Annotated in this window: 20 protein-coding genes and 1 pseudogene; 11 read left to right on the top strand and 10 right to left on the bottom strand. The window is 69.5% G+C overall.

Features of this window, described 5'->3' with window-relative positions:
• Complete coding sequence (locus DVW87_RS12245; RefSeq protein ID WP_114688019.1) at nucleotides 1-1,704, top strand: M28 family metallopeptidase; 1,704 nt, start codon at nucleotides 1-3, stop codon at nucleotides 1,702-1,704.
• Nucleotides 1,705-1,708: 4 nt separating this feature from the next.
• Entirely contained in the window at nucleotides 1,709-2,587 is an 879-nt protein-coding gene (locus tag DVW87_RS12240; RefSeq protein ID WP_338056379.1) for a Rossmann-fold NAD(P)-binding domain-containing protein, read from the top strand.
• Here the strand turns inward: DVW87_RS12240 and DVW87_RS12235 are convergent.
• Nucleotides 2,524-3,363 (bottom strand): annotated as a pseudogene (locus tag DVW87_RS12235) (DMT family transporter); the annotation flags it as partial. The gene DVW87_RS12240 and the pseudogene DVW87_RS12235 overlap by 64 nt on opposite strands.
• Complete coding sequence (galE, locus tag DVW87_RS12230) at nucleotides 3,360-4,355, bottom strand: UDP-glucose 4-epimerase GalE (RefSeq protein ID WP_420822338.1); 996 nt, start codon at nucleotides 4,353-4,355, stop codon at nucleotides 3,360-3,362. The pseudogene DVW87_RS12235 and the gene galE, both read right to left, overlap by 4 nt.
• A 94-nt stretch (nucleotides 4,356-4,449) precedes the next feature.
• On the opposite strand from galE, the gene msrA reads away from it, so the two are divergent.
• The gene (msrA, locus tag DVW87_RS12225; protein WP_114688016.1) at nucleotides 4,450-5,007 is read left to right on the top strand and encodes a peptide-methionine (S)-S-oxide reductase MsrA; all 558 of its coding nucleotides are present in this window, start codon (nucleotides 4,450-4,452) and stop codon (nucleotides 5,005-5,007) included.
• Here the strand turns inward: msrA and DVW87_RS12220 are convergent.
• Entirely contained in the window at nucleotides 5,004-5,945 is a 942-nt protein-coding gene (locus DVW87_RS12220; RefSeq protein WP_114688015.1) for an L-threonylcarbamoyladenylate synthase, read from the bottom strand. The two genes, msrA and DVW87_RS12220, sit on opposite strands and share 4 nt — an antisense overlap.
• A gap of 46 nt (nucleotides 5,946-5,991) precedes the next feature.
• Here DVW87_RS12220 and DVW87_RS12215 point away from each other — a divergent pair, with 46 nt between their 5' ends.
• Nucleotides 5,992-7,689, top strand: coding sequence for an acyl-CoA dehydrogenase family protein (locus DVW87_RS12215; RefSeq protein WP_114688014.1), 1,698 nt, complete (start codon nucleotides 5,992-5,994; stop codon nucleotides 7,687-7,689).
• Between the two features lie 144 nt (nucleotides 7,690-7,833).
• Here the strand turns inward: DVW87_RS12215 and DVW87_RS12210 are convergent, their stop codons facing one another.
• Together DVW87_RS12210 and DVW87_RS12205 are read right to left on the bottom strand one after the other, a co-directional pair.
• Complete coding sequence (locus DVW87_RS12210; protein WP_114688013.1) at nucleotides 7,834-8,187, bottom strand: GntR family transcriptional regulator; 354 nt, start codon at nucleotides 8,185-8,187, stop codon at nucleotides 7,834-7,836.
• Nucleotides 8,188-8,227: 40 nt separating this feature from the next.
• On the bottom strand, nucleotides 8,228-8,806 hold the full coding sequence (locus tag DVW87_RS12205; protein ID WP_114688012.1) for a nitroreductase family protein: 579 nt from the start codon (nucleotides 8,804-8,806) through the stop codon (nucleotides 8,228-8,230).
• A 211-nt stretch (nucleotides 8,807-9,017) separates the two neighbouring features.
• Between DVW87_RS12205 and DVW87_RS12200 the strand changes: the two genes are divergently transcribed.
• On the top strand, nucleotides 9,018-10,619 hold the full coding sequence (locus DVW87_RS12200; RefSeq protein WP_114688011.1) for a peptide MFS transporter: 1,602 nt from the start codon (nucleotides 9,018-9,020) through the stop codon (nucleotides 10,617-10,619).
• Nucleotides 10,620-10,647: 28 nt separating this feature from the next.
• On the opposite strand, the gene DVW87_RS12195 is transcribed toward DVW87_RS12200, so the two are convergent.
• The gene (locus DVW87_RS12195; RefSeq protein ID WP_114688010.1) at nucleotides 10,648-11,538 is read right to left on the bottom strand and encodes a prephenate dehydratase; all 891 of its coding nucleotides are present in this window, start codon (nucleotides 11,536-11,538) and stop codon (nucleotides 10,648-10,650) included.
• A gap of 94 nt (nucleotides 11,539-11,632) precedes the next feature.
• Here DVW87_RS12195 and DVW87_RS12190 point away from each other — a divergent pair, with 94 nt between their 5' ends.
• Nucleotides 11,633-12,310, top strand: coding sequence for a c-type cytochrome (locus DVW87_RS12190; RefSeq protein ID WP_114688009.1), 678 nt, complete (start codon nucleotides 11,633-11,635; stop codon nucleotides 12,308-12,310).
• A gap of 180 nt (nucleotides 12,311-12,490) precedes the next feature.
• Here the strand turns inward: DVW87_RS12190 and DVW87_RS12185 are convergent, their stop codons facing one another.
• Both DVW87_RS12185 and DVW87_RS12180 read right to left on the bottom strand, forming a co-directional pair.
• On the bottom strand, nucleotides 12,491-13,381 hold the full coding sequence (locus DVW87_RS12185) for an LOG family protein (RefSeq protein WP_114688008.1): 891 nt from the start codon (nucleotides 13,379-13,381) through the stop codon (nucleotides 12,491-12,493).
• 42 nt (nucleotides 13,382-13,423) lie between these two features.
• The gene (locus DVW87_RS12180) at nucleotides 13,424-14,083 is read right to left on the bottom strand and encodes an extensin family protein (RefSeq protein WP_114688007.1); all 660 of its coding nucleotides are present in this window, start codon (nucleotides 14,081-14,083) and stop codon (nucleotides 13,424-13,426) included.
• Nucleotides 14,084-14,233: 150 nt separating this feature from the next.
• Between DVW87_RS12180 and DVW87_RS12175 the strand changes: the two genes are divergently transcribed.
• The 4 genes from DVW87_RS12175 to DVW87_RS12160 all read left to right on the top strand — a co-directional run bounded on the left by DVW87_RS12175 (nucleotide 14,234) and on the right by DVW87_RS12160 (nucleotide 19,660).
• Nucleotides 14,234-15,394: a phosphoserine transaminase gene (locus DVW87_RS12175; RefSeq protein ID WP_114688006.1), complete on the top strand. Its 1,161-nt coding sequence runs from the start codon at nucleotides 14,234-14,236 to the stop codon at nucleotides 15,392-15,394.
• Between the two features lie 112 nt (nucleotides 15,395-15,506).
• A complete protein-coding gene (gene serA / locus DVW87_RS12170; protein WP_114688005.1) occupies nucleotides 15,507-17,084 on the top strand; it encodes a phosphoglycerate dehydrogenase in 1,578 nt (525 codons plus the stop codon).
• Nucleotides 17,085-17,142: 58 nt separating this feature from the next.
• Nucleotides 17,143-18,249, top strand: a complete 1,107-nt coding sequence (locus DVW87_RS12165; RefSeq protein ID WP_114688004.1) for an ATP phosphoribosyltransferase regulatory subunit — start codon at nucleotides 17,143-17,145, stop codon at nucleotides 18,247-18,249.
• A 121-nt stretch (nucleotides 18,250-18,370) separates the two neighbouring features.
• A complete protein-coding gene (locus DVW87_RS12160) occupies nucleotides 18,371-19,660 on the top strand; it encodes an adenylosuccinate synthase (protein WP_114688003.1) in 1,290 nt (429 codons plus the stop codon).
• A gap of 39 nt (nucleotides 19,661-19,699) precedes the next feature.
• Here the strand turns inward: DVW87_RS12160 and DVW87_RS12155 are convergent, their stop codons facing one another.
• Entirely contained in the window at nucleotides 19,700-19,930 is a 231-nt protein-coding gene (locus DVW87_RS12155) for a hypothetical protein (RefSeq protein ID WP_114688002.1), read from the bottom strand.
• Nucleotides 19,931-20,105: 175 nt separating this feature from the next.
• Between DVW87_RS12155 and DVW87_RS18110 the strand changes: the two genes are divergently transcribed.
• Complete coding sequence (locus tag DVW87_RS18110) at nucleotides 20,106-20,555, top strand: hypothetical protein (RefSeq protein ID WP_181814818.1); 450 nt, start codon at nucleotides 20,106-20,108, stop codon at nucleotides 20,553-20,555.
• Between the two features lie 81 nt (nucleotides 20,556-20,636).
• Here the strand turns inward: DVW87_RS18110 and DVW87_RS12145 are convergent, their stop codons facing one another.
• On the bottom strand, nucleotides 20,637-21,362 hold the full coding sequence (locus tag DVW87_RS12145) for a dienelactone hydrolase family protein (RefSeq protein ID WP_114688001.1): 726 nt from the start codon (nucleotides 21,360-21,362) through the stop codon (nucleotides 20,637-20,639).
• Nucleotides 21,363-21,383: the final 21 nt, after the last annotated feature.

Below are 21,383 nucleotides of genomic sequence, written 5' to 3'. Positions count from 1 at the left end.
ATGTTCCGTTCGATCGGCGCGGCGGCGCTCGCCTGTGTCTCGGTTGTCGCGCTGGCCCAAACGGCTCCGGCGCCGGCTCCGGCCCCCGCACCCGCCGCAACGCCGGCCGCTCCGGTGCGCGACCAGGCGCGGATCAACGCCATCGTCAACGCGCCCCTGCCGGACGACCAGGCGGCGATGAAGGCGCACGTGATGTTCCTCGCCTCCGACGAGATGCGCGGCCGCGATGCGGGCAGCCCGGAGTTCGACATCGCCGCGCAATATGTCGCGGCGCAGTTCTACGCCGCCGGCCTGCGCCCCGCCGGCGATCAGGGCGGCTACCTGCAGAAGGTGCCGCTCATCACCTACAAGGCGGCGGAGCATGGCGATTTCGTGCTGGCCCGCAAGGGCGCCGCCCCGCAGAAGCTGGTGTTCGGCGAGGATTATACGCCAAGCGCGATCGCCAGCGCCGAGACGCTGGCGCTGGACGCGCCGGTGGTGTTCGTCGGCTACGGCCTGGTCGCGCCGCAGTACAAGCGCGACGACTACAAGGGCGTGGACGTGCGCGGCAAGATCGTCGTGTTCTTGAACGGGGCGCCCGCCGACTGGCAGAGCGAGGAACGCGCGCACTTCCAGAGCGCGCAGACCAAGGCGATCATCGCCAGGGCCAAGGGCGCGGTGGGTGCGATCACCATCGGTGCCGGCGGTCGGCGCGGGGCAGGCGCGGCCACGGGCGCCGGCTGGGATCGCCCGCGGGTCACCTGGGCGAACCCCAATGGCCTGGGCGAGCAGCAGGGCGTGCCGGTGCTCGGCGCGTTGACGCAAAGTGGGGCGGCCAAGCTGTTCGCCGGCAGCAAGACGACGTGGGATGCGGTGAACAGCCGCGCGACGGACCCCAAGGCGTCGCTGAAGCCGGTGGCCCTGCCGGGCACGCTGGCGGTGTCGCTGAAGACCAGCTTCGAAAAGGGCATGAGCAGCAACGTCGCGGGCATGATCCCCGGCAGCGATCCGAAGCTGAAGGATGAAGTGGTGGTGCTGTCCGCGCATCTCGATCATGTCGGCGTCGGCCGGCCGGTGAACGGCGACGCGATCTACAACGGGGCCGAGGACAATGCGGTCGGCATCGCCTCGCTGATCGAGGAGGCCAAGCGTTTCAAGGCGGAGGGCAGGCCGCCGCGCCGCTCGATCCTGTTCCTGGCGGTAACCGGGGAGGAGAAGGGCCTGGTCGGCTCCGATTACTTCACCAAGCACCCGACCGTGCCGGTCAAGTCGATCGTCGCCGACGTGAACCTCGACATGCCGATCCTCACCTATGCGTTCGAGGACATGACCGTATACGGCGCGGATCGATCCACGCTGGGCCCGATCGTGGAGAAGGCGGTAAATGCGGTGGGCGTCACCATGTCACCCGATCCCGAGCCGGAACAGGCGATCTTCGTCCGCTCCGACCATTACCGCTTCGTGCAGCAGGGCATCCCCTCCGTGTTCCTGTGGCCGGGGCAGAAGGGACCGGGCAAGGCGGCGGTGGCCGCGTTCTGGGCGACCAAATACCACAAGCCGCAGGACGAGATCGGGCAGGAGCCGCTGCTCGACTGGGCGCAGGGCGTGCGCTTCGTGAAGGTGAACTACGCCATCGCCCGCGCGATCGCCGATGGTGACGAGCGGCCGCGGTGGAACAAGGGCGACTTCTTCGGCACGCTGTACAACGGCTTCGGCGCCAAGTGAGCCAATGCTGCTGATCTTCGGCCTCGGCTATTCCGCGCGCTGGATCGCGAGGGCAGCCGAGGCCCGGGGACTGGCGGTGGCGGGTACCACCCGCGACGGGCGCGACGGATCGATCGCCTTCGGCGACGCGGATCGCGTCCGGGCGGCGCTGAGGGCGGCGACGCACGTGCTGTCTTCCGTGCCGCCGGAGGACGGCGATCCGGTGCTGGACGCTTATGGCGACGGGCTGGCGGGCAAGTGGCTCGGCTATCTGTCCTCCACCGGCGTGTACGGCGATGCCAGCGGTGCCTGGGTGGACGAGGGCGCGCCGGTGCGCGGCCGCCGCGCGAACCGCAATCTGGCGGACGCCGCGTGGCTGGCGCGGGGCGCGCGCGTGTTCCGCCTGCCCGGCATTTATGGCCCGGGCCGCTCGCCACTGGAGCGGGTGGCGGAGGGGAGGGCGCACCGCGTGGGCCTGCCCGATCAGGTGTTCAGCCGGGTGCATGTTACCGATCTCGCCGCCGGAGTGGTGGCGGGCCTCCATGCGCCTGCGGGCGCGTACAATCTCGCGGACGACCTGCCGTGCGACCAGGACCAGGTGGTCGCCTATGCCGCCGCCCTGCTCGGGCGTGCGGCCCCGCCGATCGTGCCCCTGGAAAGCCTCTCACCCATGGCCCGGGCCTTCTATGCCGAGAACCGCCGGGTGGCGAACGGCCGGGCCAAGAGCGTGCTCGGCTGGCGCCCGCGTTTCCCCGACTACCGGTTCGGCCTGCGTGCCGTCAGCGCGATGACGAGGCCGACGAGCGCGAGCAGCCCGCCGGCCGCCGACAGCGTCGACCAGCGATACCCCTCGAACACGGTCGAGATCAGCATAGCGAGCACCGGTACCAGCACGTTGGAGTAGGCCGCCTTGGCCGGGCCGATCACGCGGATCACGGCGTAGTAGAGTGGAAAGGTCAGCGCCGAGCCGATCAGGCCGAGATAGAGGATGCCGCCGATATAGGCCGCGCGCCACTCCATCACCGGCGGGCCCGTCAGGGTCCAGGCGACCAGGGCATCCAGCCCGGTGCCGATCACCATCGACCAGGCCAGCGTCGAGATCAGCGGATAGGCGCGCGCGGTCTTCGTCGCCTGCAGCACGTTGCCGGCCGACGCGCCGAGGATGGCGAGGCCGACGAAGCCCAGGCCGGCAAGCACCTGCGCAGGGCCGTGCGTGTCGACGCGCGCCTCGTGCACGAACAACAGGCTGATGCCGGCGATGGCGATGGCCGAGCCGAGGAGCAGCTGCCGCCCGAGCCGCTGGCCCAGGAAGATCCGGGCAAGCAGCGCATTGGGCACCAGCATCAGCGCGAACACCACCGCGACCAGCCCGGAGGCGATATAGGCCTCGGCGCGATAGACGAAGTTGAAGTTGACGCAGAACTGCCCCAGCCCGACCAGGAAGGCGAAGCCGAGCTGGCGCGCGTCCGGCCGCAACCGCTCGCCTTTTGCCAGCGCGTAGAGCAGCATGGCGATGCTCGCCGCGGTGAAGCGGTAGGTGACCGACCAGCTCGGCGGCACGCTGGTGATCTGGTCGCGGATGACGATCCAGGTGGACGACCAGACGAGCGTGACGATGCCGAACGGGATCAGGATCGACGCCCGCGTGGATTGCGGGCGTGCCTCCCCGGCTGCGTTCATGAGGCCTGCCGCTCGGCCAGCTTGCGCTCCCAGGCGAGGGCATCGGTGACGATGGTGTCGAGATCGGCGCGCGCCGGGCGCCAGGCGAGCGTGGACAGGATCGCGCTGTTGTCCGCCACCAGCGCGGCAGGGTCGCCGGCGCGGCGGCCTTCCATGCGGCGCTCGATCTGCATGTTGGTGACGCGGTCCACCGCATCGAGCACCTCCAGCACGGAGAAGCCGCGATTGTAGCCGGCGTTCAGCGTATGGCTCCTGCCCGGGTCGCTTACCAGCAGGTCCAGCGCGGCGACATGCGCGGCGGCGAGATCAGAGACATGGATGTAATCGCGCACCCCGGTGCCGTCGGGGGTGTCGAAATCGGTACCATAGACGCCGACATGGCCCCGCTTGCCGATCGCCGCCTCGACCGCGATCTTGATGAGGTGCGTCGCGCCGATCGTGGACTGGCCGGATCGGCCCAGCGGATCGGCGCCGGCGACGTTGAAATAGCGCAGCGCCGCATAGTTGATCGGGTGCGCCGCGGCGACGTCCTTCAGCATCGCCTCGGTCATCAGCTTGGACATGCCGTACGGGTTGATCGGCACGGTGGGATCGCCCTCCGCGACGGGCACCTTGGCGGGCGTGCCGTAGGTGGCGGCCGTCGAGGAGAAGATGAAGTGCTTGCACCCGGCCACCACCGCGCTCTCGATCAGCGCACGGGAGGCGGCGGTGTTGTTGCGATAGTATTTGAGCGGGTCGGACACCGATTCCGGCACCACCACGGAGCCGGCGAAATGCATGATCGCCTCCACGCCGTGCTCGCGGATCACGTCGCGCACGCGGTCGTCCTCCACCGCGCATTCGACCAGCGTGGCGCGGGGATCGACGGCCCAGGCAAAGCCGGTGACGAGATTGTCGACCACCACCACCCGATGCCCCGCATCGAGCAGCGCCAGCACCGCATGGCTGCCGATATAACCCGCGCCGCCCGTGACCAGAACCGACATGCCCATGATGATCCCCTTTGCCTTGCGCGCTAGCAGCCGTGATTGCCTCGCGCCACCGCGCTCCTATCTAGGACACAAATCTTTCGAGGAGTTTCCCAACATGGCGACCGAAACCGCAACCTTTGCCGGCGGCTGCTTCTGGTGCACGGAGGCGGTGTTCAACGACGTGATCGGCGTTTCCAGGGTGGAAAGCGGCTATATCGGCGGCACCCAGCCCAACCCGACGTACAAGCAGGTATGCGGCGGCAACACCGGCCATGCCGAGGCGATCCGGCTGACGTTCGACAGCGACCAGGTGAGCTATGCCGACCTGCTCGACATCTTTTTCGCGACGCACGATCCGACGACGCTGAACCGCCAGGGCAACGATGTCGGCACGCAATATCGCTCGGCCATCTTCCCGCATTCGGCGGAGCAGGAAACCGAAGTGCGCGCGGCGATGGCGCGCAATGCGGGCAACTGGCCGAACGCGATCGTCACTACGATCGAGCCGGGTGACGCCCCCTGGTATCCCGCCGAGGACTATCACCAGGAATATTGGAACGGCGAGGGGCAGCGCAATCCGTATTGCCTGGCGGTGATCCCGCCCAAGCTCCAGAAGCTGCGCAAGAGCTTTGCCGCGCGCAGCAAGGCGCAGGCGGCGGTCGCCAGCGCCTAGCGATGCGCCGCGCGGGCGAGGCGGTCGTGGATCGCCTCGCCGATGCCGGTGCGCGGGATCGGTGCGACGGCAATGCGCGGGCGGCCCGAGGCATCCGCCCGGTGCAGCGCGGCGAACAGGTTGGCGGCAGCTTCGTTCAGGTCGCCGCCGGCGGACAGCGTGTCCTCGCCGGCGATTGGGCCGAAGCCGATCAGCCACTCGTCCGGCTCGGCCGCTTCGGCGTGAAGGCGCAGCGGCTTGCGCGGAGCGTAATGCCTGGCGAGCTGGCCGGGGGCGGTGACCTTGTCGCCGGTCGGAGGGGCCGCGCCTCGGCCTGTGTCGGGAAACAAGGCCGCTAGCTCGGCGCTGGTGACCGGGCCGGGGCGCAGAACCGTGCGACCATGCACGATGGTGGATTCAAGCCCGTTCGCGGTCGCACCGTCGTCGACGATCAGCGGCACGCGCGGCCCCAGGCTTGCGGCGACGTGCTCCGCCGTGGTCGGGCTGATATGGTTGCTGGCATTGGCGGAGGGAGCGGCGAGGGGCTTGCCCGTGGCTCTCAACAGCGCCTGCATGGCGCGGTGACGCGGCACGCGCAGCGCGACCGTGCCCAGCCCGGCGGTGACCGCGGGCGCGATCCCGGCATCGGCTCGCAGCGGCAGGACCAGGGTGAGCGGACCGGGCCAGAAACGCTCCGCCAGCGATCGGGCATCGGCATCCATCGTCGCGATCCGTTCCGCTGCGGCGAGATCGGGCACGTGCACGATCAGCGGGTTGAAACTCGGCCGCCCTTTGGCCGCATAGATGGCGGCCACGCCGGCGGCGTTGGTGGCGTCGGCGGCGAGGCCATATACCGTCTCCGTCGGCACCGCGACGCACGCGCCCGATTCGACCAGCGCCGCCGCCTCGGCGATCGCGGCCGTGCCGTAGGGTAAGATGCGCAGGTTTGGAGAGGTCATCCACTCGCGTTATAGCGAGTTGAAAGCAGAGACATAAGAGGACGCCATGACCTTCACTCCCGCCGTGACCGAGCAGCGCTTCGTGCTCGACCAGATCGTGCGCATCGGCGAGCTGGCGGCCAGCGAGCGCTTTGCCGCCGCCAGCGAGGACGTGGTGGACGCCGTGCTGGAGGGTGTCGGCCAGTTCGCGGCCGGCGAGTGGGCGCCGCTCAACCGCGCCGGCGACACGGTGGGCGCGAAATGGACGCCCGATGGCGTGGTGATGCCCGAAGGCTACCCGCAGGCGTACAAGGACTATGTGGAAGGCGGCTGGGGCACGATCGGCGCGCCGGAGGCGTTCGGCGGGCAGGGGCTGCCGTTTGCGCTGTCCACCGCGGTGCTGGAGACGCTGGGCACCGCGAACATGGGCTTCGCGCTCTGCCCCACGCTGACGGTGGGGGCGATCGAGGCGCTGGTGCACCATGGCACGCCCGAGCAGCAGGCCGCCTACCTGCCGCATCTCGCCACCGGCGAGTGGACCGGCACCATGAACCTCACCGAGCCGCAGGCGGGCAGCGATGTCGGTGCGCTGCGAGCCACCGCCACGCCGCGCGGCGACGGCACGTACAGCATCAAGGGCACCAAGATCTTCATCTCGTTCGGCGACCATGACATGGCCCCGAACATCGTTCACCTCGTGCTCGCGCGCACACCGGAGGCCCCGGCGGGCACGCGCGGCATCTCGCTCTTCCTCGTGCCCAAGTACCGGCTGAACGCCGATGGCACGCCGGGCGATTCCAACGACGTGCGGGTGGTTTCCATCGAGCACAAGATGGGCCTCCACGCCTCGCCCACCTGCGTGCTGTCCTTTGGCGACAGCGACGAATGCGTCGGCGAGCTGATCGGGCCCGAATTCGGCGGCATGCGGGCGATGTTCACCATGATGAACAATGCGCGGCTGAACGTCGGCCTGCAGGGTGTGCAGGTGGCCGAGGCGGCGACGCAGCGGGCGGTCGCCTATGCCCGCGAGCGCGTGCAGGGCGCACGCAAGACCGGCGCGGCGGCGATCATCGAGCATCCGGACGTGCGGCGCATGCTGCTCCGCATGAAGGCGCAGACGCAGGCGGCGCGCGCTCTGGTCTATTACGCGGCGGCGCAGGTGGACCGGGCGGCGATCGGCGAGGCGGGCGCGCAGAACCGGCTGGAGGTGCTGACGCCGCTGGCCAAGGCGCATGGCACCGACCTTGGCAACGAGGTGGCGAGCCTCGGCGTGCAGGTGCACGGCGGCATGGGCTTCATCGAGGAGACGGGCGCGGCGCAGTTCTTCCGCGATGCCCGCATCACCCCGATCTACGAGGGAACCAACGGCATCCAGGCCGCGGACCTGGTCGGCCGCAAGCTGGCGCTGGACAATGGCGGGGCGTTCGCCGGCCTGATGGCGGACCTGCGCGGAGCCACGTCCCCGGCGCTCGCCGAGCTGGTCGCGGCCTGCGACGAGGTCGGCCGGGCGATGCAGGCCATGGACGCGGACGACAAGCTCGCCGGCAGCTATCCGTTCCTCACCATGCTCTCGGTGGCGACCTGCGGCTGGCTGATGGAGCGCGAAGGCGCCGCCGTGGGCAACGACGATTTCGGCCGCATGAAGAAGGCCTGCGTGCGCTTCTACCTCGAGCAGATCGTCCCGGAGGCGTTGGGCCTCAAGGCAAGCGCGCTGGCGGGCGCGGAGGTGCTGTATGCGGTGGAGGCGGACGCCTTCGCGGTGTGAGAGCCTTACCCCCCACCACCGTTCGTATCGAGTAGGGTTCGAGCTTGTCGAGAACCCATATCGAGAGAGCTGCTCACCGGGCGACCTCTCGACACGCCATCTCGACAAGCTCGATGGCTACTCGAGACGAACGGAGCGCAGGGTCTAGGCCGTCTCGCGGTCCAGCAGCGTTGCGGTGTCCAGCCCGAGCAGCTCGATATGGCTGCGGATGCGCGGCCATTGGCCGGTGAGAAAGCGCTCGCGCTCGGCGACGCGAAGCTGATCGGCGGCGCCCGGCAGCACGAACATGCCGACGCCGCGACGGACCTCCACATAGCCGTCGTCCTGGAAGCTCTGATAGGCCTTGGCGACGGTGAGCGGATTGGCGCCGTGCTCGGCGGCCAGCGCACGCACCGAGGGCAGCTGGTCCCCCGCGCGATAGTCGCCGCGCAGGATCGCCGCCGCGATCGTGGCGCGCAGGCGGAGATAGACCGGGCTGTCCTCGCTCAGAGCTGTCATGCTGGCTTAATACACCGTTGCGGCCTGCGAGTCCAGCATGTCAGCCCGGCCAGGCCTGGATCACCTGCGTCAGGTCGGGACGGGGGCGCTCGTCCAGCGGGCGGGCGGGCGTGCCGAGGAAGAAGAACCCGACGATCCGCTCCGGCGCGGCGCCAAAGGCATCGCGCACCGTCTCGTTGAACGACGGCCATCCGGTGAGCCAGCTTCCGGCAAAGCCCAGCGCGTGCGCGGCGTGGAGCAGGTTCATGCCCGCCGCGCCCGCCGACAGCTCCTGTTCCCATATCGGGATGTGGCTTTCGGTGCGGGGCACGAACAGCATCACCACCAATTGCGGTGCCTGGCGGGCGAAATCCGCCATGGCGGCGACCTCGGCGGGGCCAGCGGCGGGGCGCTCGGCGCGATAGGCGTCGCCGATCACGGAAGCGAGCCGGTTTCGCTGTTCCGCCGACACCGTGACGAAGCGCCACGGCGCGATCTTGCCATGATCGGGCGTGCGCGCGGCAAGTGCGAGGATCTGCGCCAGCTGATCGGCGTCGGGGCCGGGCGCGACGAGGTCGCGCGCCTTGGCGGACCGGCGGGTGGCAAGGGCGGTCAGCGGCGAAGTCTGGTCGTTGAACATGGGGGCGGGCTTACCCGATCCTCTCCTGCAAGGGGAGGGGGACCGCCGCCAAAGGCGGTGGGGGAGGGGCGTCACCGCACACGCATCGCGCGCTGCTACGCTCTGCCGCGCGCCTGCGCATGGTTCCACCCGGCGAAGCAGGGGCGATATTTGGTGACACGCCGCGCGCAGCCGCTAGTCTTTTCCGCAAAGGTAAAGGGAGCGTAAGCGTATGGCGGCAGGGGAATTTGGCGGCGGGGTGCCGGCGGGAGCGAAAACGCTGCTGGGCCACCCGCGCGGGCTGTTCCTGCTGTTCTTCGCGGAGATGTGGGAGCGGTTCTCCTATTACGGAATGCGCGCGATCCTCGTCTTCTACCTGACCAAGCACTTCCTGCTGGGCGAGAAGCCCGCCTACGCCATCTACGGCGCCTATACCGCGCTGGTCTACATCACGCCGGTGATCGGCGGGGCAATCGCCGACCGCTATCTGGGCGCGCGGCGCGCCGTGCTGGCCGGCGGCGTGTTCATCGCCTTCGGCCACCTGCTGATCGCGCTGGTGGAGGGGCCGGAGGGCGCGCAGGGCGGGTACCTGACCGGCTTCTACATGGCGCTGGCGGCGATCATCGTCGGCACCGGGTTCCTGAAGGCGAACATCTCGGTGCTGGTCGGCGCGCTGTACCCCCGCGACGACGTGCGGCGCGACCCGGCTTTCTCCATCTTCTACATGGGCATCAATCTCGGCGGGTTCCTGGGGCCGATCCTGGTCGGCATCCTGGGCGAGCGGGTCGGCTGGTCCTGGGGCTTCGGCGCGGCGGGTATCGGCATGCTGCTGGGCCTGGTCACCTTTGTGCTGTTCCAGGGCGACCTGCACGGGGCAGGGGCACCGCGGTCGCGCGAGGCGCTGAAGGCGCCGGTGCTGGCCGGCCTGTCGCGCGAATGGACCACTTATCTCGGCGCCGCTCTCGGCGTGCTCGCGATCGGCTGGGCGATCCAGTACCAGGACGCGATCGGGATGGCGCTGATCGCGTTCCTGATCCTGACCATCGGCTATATCCTGGTTCATGCCTGGCGGACGCTGCCGCGGGTGGAGTTCCAGCGCATCCTGGCGGCGTTGTACCTGATCGCGCTGAACCCGCTGTTCTGGGCGCTGTTCGAGCAGCAGGGCTCGTCCCTGAACGTCTTCACCGACCAGCAGGTCGACCGCGTGATCCTGGGCTGGAACGTGCCGGCTTCCGTGTTCCAGTCGGTCAATTCGATCTTCATCATCCTGTTCGCCCCGGTCTTTGCCGGCCTGTGGACCTTCCTGAACCGCCGCAGGCTGGAGCCGAGCGCGGCGCTGAAGTTCGGCATCGGGCTGATTCTGGTGGGGGTAGGCTTCTTCAGCGTGATCTGGGGCGCGGGCACCGGGCGCGACGGGCTGACCCCGGCGATGTTCATCATCCTGCTGTTTTTCTTCCACACTTGCGCGGAGCTGTGCTTCTCGCCGGTGGGCCTCTCGTCCATGACGCGGCTGTCGCTGCCGCGCATGACGGGGCTGATGATGGGCACCTGGTTCCTGACCATGGCGGCGGGCAACTTCATCGCCGGCCAGATCGCGCAGGCGACCGATGCGGAGAACCGCGGCGTGCAGGGGATGCTCGACGTCTACGGCCAGATCGGCTGGTTCTCGATCGGGGTGGGCGTGGTGGCGCTGGTGGCGGCGCCGTTCGTCACGCGGCTGATGCACCTCGAGACGCTCGGCACGCCCGACCACGCGCTGGCCGGGGAGTCGCAGCTCGGCGAGAACGAGGCGGCGGGGCTGGATATGCGAGGCGAGCTGAAGCCGGGCCGGTGAGGATCGGGGCGCCAGCGCGGCGCCCCGCTCAACCGCGTTCGCGCGCGCGCTTGTAGGTGCCGAGGATCCGCAGCCAGCGGCAATGGAAGCTCAGTTCCTCCAGCGCGCGGTCGAGGCCGGGATCGCCGGGCTTGCCTTCCACATCGGCGTAGAACTCTGTCGCGACGAAGCTGGCGCCGCGCTGGTAGCTTTCCAGCTTGGTCATGTTGACCCCGTTGGTCGCAAAGCCGCCCATCGCCTTATAGAGCGCGGCGGGGATGTTCTTCACCTCGAAGATGAGCGTGGTCATCCACGGCCCCTCGCCGACCGCCGCATGGCCGCCGCGGGCGAGCACCACGAAGCGGGTGGTGTTGTGATCGGCGTCGGCGATATCGTCGTGCAGCAGGTCGAGCCCGTAGATGCCGGCCGCCGCGGCCGGAGCAAGCGCGGCGAGTTCCGGCCGGCGCTGCTCGGCGACCAGCGCGGCGGCGCCTGCCGTGTCCGGATAGGCGACCGGCTGGATGTCGTGCGCGCGCAGCCAGTGGCGGCACTGGCCCAGCGCCTGCGGATGGCTCACCGCCTCGCGGATCTCCTCCAGCGGCGCGACGCCCATCAGCGCGTGGCGGATCGGCAGGAAATGCTCGCCGATGATGACAAGGCCGCTTTCGGGCAGCAGGAAGTGCATGTCGGCGACCCGCCCGTGCAGCGAGTTCTCGATCGGAATGATCGCGCAATCGGCCCGCGCGGACTGCACCGCCTCGATCGCGTCGGCGAAGTCGAAACAGGGCAGCGGCAGGCAATCGGGAAAGGCCTGGATCGCCGCGATGTGGGAGTTGGCGCCGGGCGCGCCCTGAAACGCGACGGCGCGCTCCGGCTCGGCGGCGGCGGCGGCGGCCATGGCGGCCACGATCGGCCGGGCTGGAGCGGGATAATTGTCCATGGGTTCGGCCGCTTATGCTGCGCTTGCGGCGGGGGCAACGGCTATCTAAAGGAGCTAGGAATCCGTCAAACACAATCGACAGCTCAGGGGCGACATGGACAATCGGACGAACACGATCGCGGGCTGGGTGCTCGCCGGCTGCGGCGCGGCGCTGGGCCTGTCGATCGTCGGGGGCATGGTCTTCGGCTCGGAACATCCCGAAAAGGAAGGCTATCCGGTGGAGGCCGCGGCGGCTGCGGGCGGCGATGCGGCGGCGGCAGAGGTGCCGATCGGCACGCTGATGGCCTCGGCCGATCCGGCCAAGGGCGGCGATGTGTTCAAGAAGTGCGCGGCCTGCCACACGGTCAACCAGGGTGGCGCCAACGGCATCGGTCCGAACCTGTACGCCACCGTCGGCGAGGCGATCGCCGAGGGCAAGGGGGGCTTTGCCTTTTCCGACGCGCTGAAGGCGCATGGCGGCAAGTGGGGCTTTGACGAGCTGAACGCCTGGCTGACCAACCCGCGCAAGTTCGCGCCGGGCACCAAGATGACCTTTGCCGGCCTGTCCAACCCCAAGGACCGTGCCGACGTGATCGCCTATCTCAACAGCCAGGGCAGCAACCTGCCGCTGCCGGCCGCGCCGGCGCCGGGCAGCCTGCCGGCCGATCCGGGCGGCAAGGCGCAGCCCAATGCCGACGACCTGTCGAACAAGGCCGCGCCCGCCACCGGCGCGCCGTCCGTCGATCCGGCGGCAAAGACCGAGGCGGAAAAGCCCACCTCCATGGCCAAGTAAGCGGGGCCGCCGCCGGGCGGCTTCCAACGTGTTCGATCGGCCTTCACCCGCCCCGCACCAAGCCGGGCAGGTGAAGGCCGCTTTCGTTTCCGCTCCCGCGCCAGCCGCACCGCGGACGGCGCCGCTGATGGATGCGGCGGGCGCGTACCGGATACGATCCACGCCCGCTGCGATTGGGGATCAGGCGGTGGGCACACCGTTGTCGAACGGCCGGTCCTTGTAGAAGTCCTGCACAACGTCCCAGGCCTCCTGTGCGGTCTCGACATAGGTGAAGATCGACAGGTCGCGGCGGCTGACCACGCCTTCCTCCACCAGCGCCTCGAAATTCACCACCCTGTCCCAGAACGCGCGGCCGAACAGCAGCACGGGGATCGGCTGGATCTTGCCGGTCTGGATCAGGGTCAGCAGCTCGAACAGTTCGTCGAACGTGCCGAACCCGCCCGGGAAGGCCGCCAGCGCGCGGGCGTGCAGCAGGAAGTGCATCTTGCGCAGCGCGAAATAATGGAACTGGAAACTCAGCGAAGGCGTGACATAAGGGTTGGGCGCCTGTTCGTGCGGCAGCACGATGTTGAGGCCGATCGTCTCGTGCCCGGCCTCCGCCGCGCCGCGGTTGGCCGCTTCCATGATCGAGGGGCCGCCGCCCGAGCAGACCACGAAGTGGCGCTTGCCGTCCTCGTCCTTGGGGAAGCCGCTGGCCAGCTGCGCGAGCTCGTAGGCGACATCGTAATATTTCGACTTCTCGACCAGGCTCTGCGCGATGCGCCTGGACTCGTCGTCCGTGGCAAGCTCCAGCAGCGCCTGCGCCTTGGCCGGCTCCGGGATACGCGCGGAGCCGTACATCACGAAGGTGGAGGCGATGCCGGCCTCGTCCAGCAGCAGCTGCGGCTTCAGCAGCTCGAGTTGGAAGCGGACCGGACGGAGATCCTCGCGCAGGAGGAAATCCATGTCCTGGAAGGCGAGCCGGTAGGCCGGGCTCTCGGTCTGCGGCGTGGAGAGCGCCTCGCGGGCGCTTTCGGCATCCTGGCGGGCCCGCGGGAAGACGCGGGACGGTACGTGCGTGTCCTTGCTCATCCGCCAGCCTCTACCGGAAGCGCATGACAAGGCAAATAACCTCTATCGGCAGACCCGCTTGCCGTCGTCCTCCAGGTGGAAGTGGTTGGCGTGCGCCGCATTGTAGTTGGGGCTGAGCACGGTGCCGAAGCGCTTGCAGGCGGAGGCATGGATGATGCGAAGGAAGGCGAGAATGCGAGGGTCCGAGGAACGCCAGTCGTTCAGGATCGAGATCCGCCGCCCGTCCGCGAGCAGGAAGCCGGACACGTCCACCGCATTGGCAAGGCCATGGCCGGACAGCCGGGTATAGGCGGCGGCGGTGCCCACGGTGTTGCGGCAGGCATAGGTGCCCATCGTTTCCACCCGCACCACGTCGCTGCCCAGGATCTGGTGCGCCGCCGGGTAGACGGCGTTGCGGGTCCAGCCGATGAACGCCTCGGCCAGGCCGCAGCGCATCGCCTTGATGCCGGTCACCGGCACGCCGATGTCGACAAGCTGCACCGCGCCGATCACCTGGCAGCCGCCGCCGAAATCGCGATCGGGCAGCGGCGAGTAGCGGATTTCCTCCCTGGCCAGCGCCTTGAAGCACTTCCTGGTGTCGCTGGTCGTCGGCAGGTTGAGCGTCACCGGCCGGGAGCCGGGCGGGCGCGGAGGCGGGGGCTTGTCGCCTCCGCCGCAGGAGGACAGGAGCATGCCGAGCAGGACAGGGGCGATCCGCTTCATGGGCCAAGTGCTACCCGGGCAAAGGTTAACGCGTCGCTAACCATGCGACGACGTGCTGGCGCGGGTTGACCGGGCGCGGCAAATCTATAGGGCGGCCGACGGGCCACGCGGTCCCAACGCCGCGCGTGCTCTCTGTGAGGAGAGTCTGACATGACTGATACGACTGCCGCCGACGCCACGGGTGCGTCCGCCGTTCAAAAGCCCGCCACCAAGCCGGCGCGCCCCTTCTTCTCTTCCGGCCCCTGCGCCAAGCCGCCGGGCTATGACGCCGCCAGGCTCGCCACCGAGTCGCTCGGCCGCTCGCATCGTTCCAAGATCGGCAAGGCGCGGCTCGCCTACGCGATCGAGCTGATGCGCGAGGTGCTCGGCCTGCCGGACACGCACCGCATCGGCATCGTGCCCGGTTCCGACACGGGCGCGTTCGAGATGGCGATGTGGACCATGCTGGGCGCGCGGCCCGTCACCACGCTTGCCTGGGAGAGCTTCGGCGAGGGTTGGGTGACCGATGCGGTCAAGCAGCTCAAGATCGATCCCACGGTGATCCGCGCCGATTACGGCCAGCTGCCGGACCTGGCGCAGGTCGACTGGTCGAACGACGTGCTGTTCACCTGGAACGGGACCACCTCCGGCGTGCGCGTGCCCGATGCCGAGTGGATCCCTGCGGATCGTGAGGGCCTGTCCTTCGCCGACGCGACCTCGGGCGTGTTCGCCTATGACATCGACTGGTCGAAGATCGATGTCGCGACGTTCAGCTGGCAGAAGGTGCTGGGCGGCGAGGGCGGGCACGGCGTGCTGATCCTCGGCCCGCGCGCGGTGGAGCGGCTGGAAAGCCACACCCCGGCCTGGCCGCTGCCCAAGGTGTTCCGCCTCGTGTCCAAGGGCAAGCTGGCCGAGGGCGTATTCAAGGGCGAGACGATCAACACGCCGTCGATGCTGGCGGTGGAAGACGCGATTTTCGCGCTGGAATGGGCCAGGGGCCTCGGCGAGCGTGGCCTGATCGCGCGCTCCGATGCGAACGCCGCGGCGCTCGACAGGATCGTGGAGGAGCGCGACTGGCTCGGCCATCTCGCCGCCGATCCGGCGAGCCGCTCCAGGACCAGCGTGTGCCTGACCGTGGAGGGCGCGGACGAGGCACTCATCAAGAAGATGGCGTCGCTCCTCGAGAAGGAGGAAGCTGCCTTCGACGTGGCCGGTTACCGCGACGCCCCGGCGGGCCTGCGCATCTGGTGCGGCGCGACGGTGGACACCGCCGATATTGAGGCGCTCGGGCCGTGGCTCGACTGGGCCTTTGCGACGGCGAAGGCCGGCTGACCTTCCTTGTGCTCCCGCGCAGGCGGGAGCCCGGAGCCGCTAAAGGCGCGCTCTGTGATTCCGGGCTCCCGCCTTCGCCGGAGCACTCCCCAATTCCGCATGAGGTGAACACATGCCCAAGGTACTGATTTCCGACAAGATGGACCCCAAGGCCGCCCAGATCTTCCGCGAGCGCGGGGTCGAGGTGGACGAGATCACCGGCAAGACGCCGGACGAGCTGAAAGCGATCATCGGCGACTATGACGGGCTCGCCATCCGCTCCTCCACCAAGGTGACGAAGGATATCCTGGAGCACGCCACCAACCTGAAGGTGGTCGGCCGCGCCGGCATCGGCGTCGACAATGTCGATATCCCCGCCGCCAGCGCCAAGGGCGTGGTGGTAATGAACACGCCGTTCGGCAACTCGATCACCACCGCCGAGCACGCGATCGCTCTCATGTTCGCGCTCGCCCGCGACCTGCCGGAGGCGGACAAGTCGACGCAGGCCGGCAAGTGGGAAAAGAACCGCTTCATGGGCGTCGAGGTGACCGGCAAGACGCTGGGCCTGATCGGTGCGGGCAATATCGGCTCGATCGTCGCCGATCGCGCGCTGGGCCTGCGCATGAAGGTGGTCGCCTATGACCCGTTCCTCTCGCCGGAGCGGGCGGTGGAGATGGGCGTGGAGAAGGTGGAGCTGGACGAGCTGCTCACCCGCGCCGACTTCATCACGCTCCACACGCCGCTGACCGATCAGACCCGCAACATCCTGTCGGACGAGAACCTCGCCAAGACGAAGAAGGGCGTCCGCATCGTCAACTGCGCGCGCGGCGGCTTGATCGACGAGGCGGCGCTGAAGGAAGGGCTCGACTCGGGGCACATCGCCGGCGCCGCGCTCGACGTGTTCGTGCAGGAGCCCGCGAAGGAGAGCCCGCTGTTCGGCACGCCGAACTTCATCTCCACGCCGCACCTGGGCGCGTCCACCACCGAGGCGCAGGTGAACGTGGCGATCCAGGTGGCCGAGCAGATGGCCGATTACCTGGTCTCCGGCGGCGTCACCAACGCGCTCAACATGCCGTCGCTGTCGGCGGAGGAGGCGCCGCGGCTCAAGCCCTACATGGCACTCGCCGAGAAGCTTGGCTCGCTGGTCGGACAGCTGACCACCGGCGCGATCGCGCGCATCTCGATCCATGCCGAAGGGGCGGCGGCCGAGCTGAACCAGAAGCCGATCACCTCCGCGGTGCTCGCCGGCTTCCTGCGCACCCAGACCGACACGGTGAACATGGTCAACGCGCCGGTGCTCGCCAAGGAGCGCGGCATGGAGGTGCGCGAGGTGCGTACGCGCGGCGAAAGCGACTATCACACGCTGGTGCGCGTTTCGGTGAAGACCGAGGCCGGCGAGCGGTCGGTTGCCGGCACCCTGTTCGGCGACGAGGCGCCGCGTCTGGTGGAGCTGTTCGGCATCAAGGTGGAGGCCGATCTGGCCGGCCATATGCTGTATGTCGTCAACGAGGATGCGCCGGGCTTCATCGGCCGCCTGGGCACGCTGCTGGGCGAGGCGGGGGTGAACATCGGCACCTTCCACCTCGGCCGGCGCCAGGCGGGCGGCGAGGCGGTGCTGCTGCTGTCCGTGGACGAGGCGGTGACGCCGGAGCTGATCGCTGAGGTGCGTGGCCTTGCCGGCGTGAAGACGGTGATGGGGCTGTCCTTCTGAGGAACGGGATGGGAGCGCGCAGTTGCCGCGCGCTCCCGCTGCCCCTAAGCGCCGAGCCATGACACAGGCGCTGCTCCCCGAAGGTTTCCGCGACCGTTTGCCGCCGTTCGCCGATGCGGCGGCGCGGCTGGAGGCGGCCGTGCTCGGCGCGGCGGCGTCCCATGGCTATGAGCGTGTCGATCCTGCCCTGGCCGAGTTCGAGGAAGGGCTGGCCGGGCGGCTCAAGGCGGCGCGGACGCAGGACGCGGTCCGTTTCGTGGACCCCGTGTCGCAAAAGACGCTGGCGGTGCGCCCCGACATCACCGCGCAGATCGGGCGCATCGCCGCCACCCGCATGGGGCACCATCCCCGGCCGGTGCGCCTGTCCTATGCCGGCCCGGTGCTCAAGCTGCGGGCCAGCGAACTCAGCCCGGAGCGCGAACGGCGACAGATCGGGTGCGAGCTGATCGGCCTCGACACCGTTGCCGCTGCCCGCGAGATCGTCGGCCTGGCGGTCGAGGCGCTGGGGGCGGCGGGCGTTCGCGGGCTGTCGATCGACTTCACGCTTCCTGACCTCGTGGAAACGCTGGCGGCCGGGCCCCTGCCGGTTGCGCCGGAGCAGGTGGCGACGCTGACCGAGCGGCTGGACGCCAAGGATGCGGGCGCGGTGGCGGCGATCGCGCCCGCCTTTCTTCCGTTGATCGAGGCGGCGGGGCCGTTCGATGCGGCCCACCGGCGGCTCGCCGGGTTCGAAGCGCAAGGCGTGCTCGCGTCGCGCCTTTCCGGGCTGCGCGATGTGGTGGACGGGCTTGCCGGGCAGGTGGGCCTGACGCTCGATCCAACCGAGCGGCACGGCTTCGAATATCAGAGCTGGCTCGGCTTCTCGATCTTCGCGGCCGGCGCGCGCAGCGAGATCGGGCGCGGCGGCAGCTACACGATCGTGCATGAGGACGGGCAGGAAGAGGCCGCGATCGGCTTTTCCCTCTACGCCGATGCGATCGTCGCGGCGGGGCTCGCCCCGGTCGAGCGGCGGCGCCTGTTCGTACCGATCGGCAGCGATCCGGCAGCGGCCGCCCGACTGCGCGCGGAAGGCTGGGTCACGGTTGCCGCGCTGGAGGCGGGCGACACGCCGGAAGCGCAGTTGTGCACGCATCTGCTGGCCGATGGCGAGGTGCGGGCGCTCTGACGGTTGACCCGGCGCGCGCCGCGCTTTACCCGCCGGCCACGCAACATCGCTGAACCGCCCGCGCGCCGAGTCCTGTCGAAGGGCGCGCTGGGTCGCCCCGGCAGGCGGAGACGCGTATCCAATGGCCAATGTAGCAGTCATCGGCGCCCAATGGGGCGATGAGGGCAAGGGCAAGATCGTCGACTGGCTCGCCGAGCGCGCCGACATGGTCGTGCGCTTTCAGGGCGGGCACAATGCCGGGCACACGCTGGTGGTCGGCGAGAACGTCTACAAGCTGTCGCTGCTGCCGTCGGGCATCGTGCGCGGCACGCCGTCCGTCATCGGCAATGGCGTGGTGCTCGATCCCTGGGCGCTGAAGGCCGAGGTCGAGAAGCTCGGCGCGCAGGGCGTGGCGATCAGCCCGGAGACGCTGGTGGTCGCCGACACCTGCCCGCTGATCCTGCCGTTCCACCGCGACCTGGACGGCCTGCGCGAGGATGCGAGCGGCGCGGGCAAGATCGGCACCACCCGCCGCGGCATCGGCCCGGCCTATGAGGACAAGGTGGGCCGCCGCGCGATCCGGGTGTGCGACCTGGCGCATCTCGACGATCTCGGCCCGCAGCTGGACCGCCTGACCGCGCACCACGACGCGCTGCGTGCCGGTTTCGGCGAGCCGCCGATCGACCGCGAGGCGCTGCTGGCGGAGCTGCGCGACATCGCCGGTTTCGTGCTGTCCTTCGCCCAACCGGCCTGGCGGCTGCTGAACGAGGCGCGCAGCCGCGGTCGCCGCATCCTGTTCGAGGGCGCGCAGGGCGTGCTGCTCGACATCGACCATGGCACCTATCCGTTCGTCACCTCGTCCAACACCGTGTCGGGCACGGCCTCGGCGGGCACCGGGATCGGGCCGTCCGGCGTGGGCTTCGTGCTGGGGATCGCCAAGGCCTATACCACCCGCGTCGGCTCCGGCCCGTTCCCCACCGAGCTGGAGGACGAGACCGGCACGCGGCTGGGCGAGCGCGGGCACGAGTTCGGCACGGTCACGGGCCGCAAGCGGCGCTGCGGCTGGTTCGATGCGGTGCTGGTGCGCCAGTCGGCGGCGGTGGGCGGCATCACCGGCATCGCGCTGACCAAGATCGATGTGCTCGACGGGTTCGAGGAAGTGAAGATCTGCACCGGCTATCGCTTGCGTGGCGAGACGCTGGACTATTTCCCGGCGCATGCCGCGGATCAGGCGCTGGTCGAGCCGGTCTATGAGGCGATGCCGGGCTGGTCCGAGTCCACGGCGGGCGCGCGCAGCTGGGCCGAGCTGCCGGCGCAGGCGATCAAATATGTGCGGCGGATCGAGGAGCTGATCCGCTGCCCGGTGGCGCTTCTTTCCACCAGTCCGGAGCGCGAGGACACGATCCTGGTCCGCGATCCCTTCGCGGATTGAGGCGAGGGCCGCCCGGCCAGAGGGGGCGGCCTTTCGTCCTCACATCTTGTTGGGCATCGTTCCGGTGGTCGCGTCCGGCATCGTGCTGTCCGGACGGGCCGCGGTGTCGGTGCTGTTGTCGGTGGCCGGCGCCATCGTATCCGGCTGCGCCATCGTGTTGTTGGCGGTCGTGTTGTTGGCCGTCTGGAACGGCGCGCCGGTCACGCCGGTGGCGAGGGCGGCGGTGGACAGGCCGAGCACGGCCGCGCTGGCGATTGTGGCAACTCGCATGGTGAACTCTCCCTGGAACAGCGGAACGGTTCCGGGAAAACGCGCGGCCGGCCGAATGTTGCCGTGCCATTCAGTAGAACAGCAAAACGGCCGGGCATCGCTGCCCGGCCGTCTGGAAGTGCTTTGCGAGGCTTAGCGCGGAGCTGCGCCCGGCGACACGCCGCCGGCAGCGCCGGTGCCCGTCGAGCCCGTACCCATCGACCCTGTGCCCATGGAGCCGGAGGTGCCGGTGGAGCCGGTGCCCATCGAACCCGTACCCATCGAGCCCGACGTGCCGGTCGAGCCGGTGCCCATCGAACCGGAGGTGCCGGTCGAACCGGTGCTGCCGCCGTACGTGCCCGTGCCGGTGGAGCCGGTGGTCGAGCCCGTGCCGGTGTCACCGCCCGTCATCGTGCCGGTGCCGGACGTGCTGCCGGTGCCGGAAGTGCCGGTGGTCGTCTGGCCGCCGGTCGTGGTGGACGAGCCGCTGCCCGAACGCCCGCGGCTGCTGCCGCGCGTGCCGGTGCTGCTTCCGGTAGACTGGCCGCTGGTCGCGCTGGTGCCGCCGGCACTGCCCGAGCCGCTGGTCTGTGCCGAAGCGGCGGTCGAAATGGCCAGCGCAGCCGCGCCGGCGAGGATCAGATAACGCATTGTTCTCTCCCGTGGTAACTTGGGCAAGAAACCAACGGCGCACCGCTTCCGTTCCGTGCGAACATGCTGCGGTAGGTTAGACGAACAGCTCGGCCAGGAAGTTCGACACTGCCTGCCAGCTCCGCCGATCCGCCTTTTCCTCGTAGCCGACGCCGGGCGCCGGCGCCTTGCCCTTCAGCTCCACGTCGGTGAAGGCGTGGCCGGCGCCGCCATATGCGTGCAGCTGCCAGTCGGCGCCGCCCTCGGTCAGTTCGCCGGCGAGCGCCACCACCGCGTCGGGCGGGCCCAGCGGATCGTCCCAGCCATGGCAGACGAGGAGCTTCGGGCCGATCGGCGTCGTGTTCGGATAATCGGGGCGGTCGTACACGCCGTGCAGCGACACCCCGCCGAGAATGCCGAGGCCGGCGCGCGCCATGTCGAGCACGCACTTGCCGCCAAAGCAGAAACCGATCGCAGCCAGCTTCGCGGCGTCCACCTGGGGCAGGCCGGCCAGAACGTCGAGGCTGGCGGCCAGGCGATCGCGCAGCAGCGCGCGATCTGCGTTCAGCTCGTTCATGTAGGTGCCCTGATCGGGGCCGCGGGTCGTCCGCTTGCCCTGCCCGAACACGTCGCAGGCGAAGCCCACATAGCCGAGCCGCGCCAGCTTCTCGGCGTGCAGATTGTCCGCCTCCTTCTGGCCGAGCACGTTGGGAACGACGAGAACGCCGGGCTTGGCGAACTCCACCTCGTCATCAAAGGCGACGACGCCCTCGAAGGGGCCGCCCGGGCCGTCATGGACGATGGTCTGGCGGACAATGGCCATGCGTGTGCTCCGAAGCTTTGC

Origin of the sequence: Sphingomonas aracearum (genome assembly GCF_003345355.1) — a bacterium.
Taxonomy (GTDB): domain Bacteria; phylum Pseudomonadota; class Alphaproteobacteria; order Sphingomonadales; family Sphingomonadaceae; genus Sphingomonas; species Sphingomonas aracearum.
Note: the sequence above shows the minus strand (reverse complement) of the source record. Positions and strands in the feature narration are given on the sequence as shown.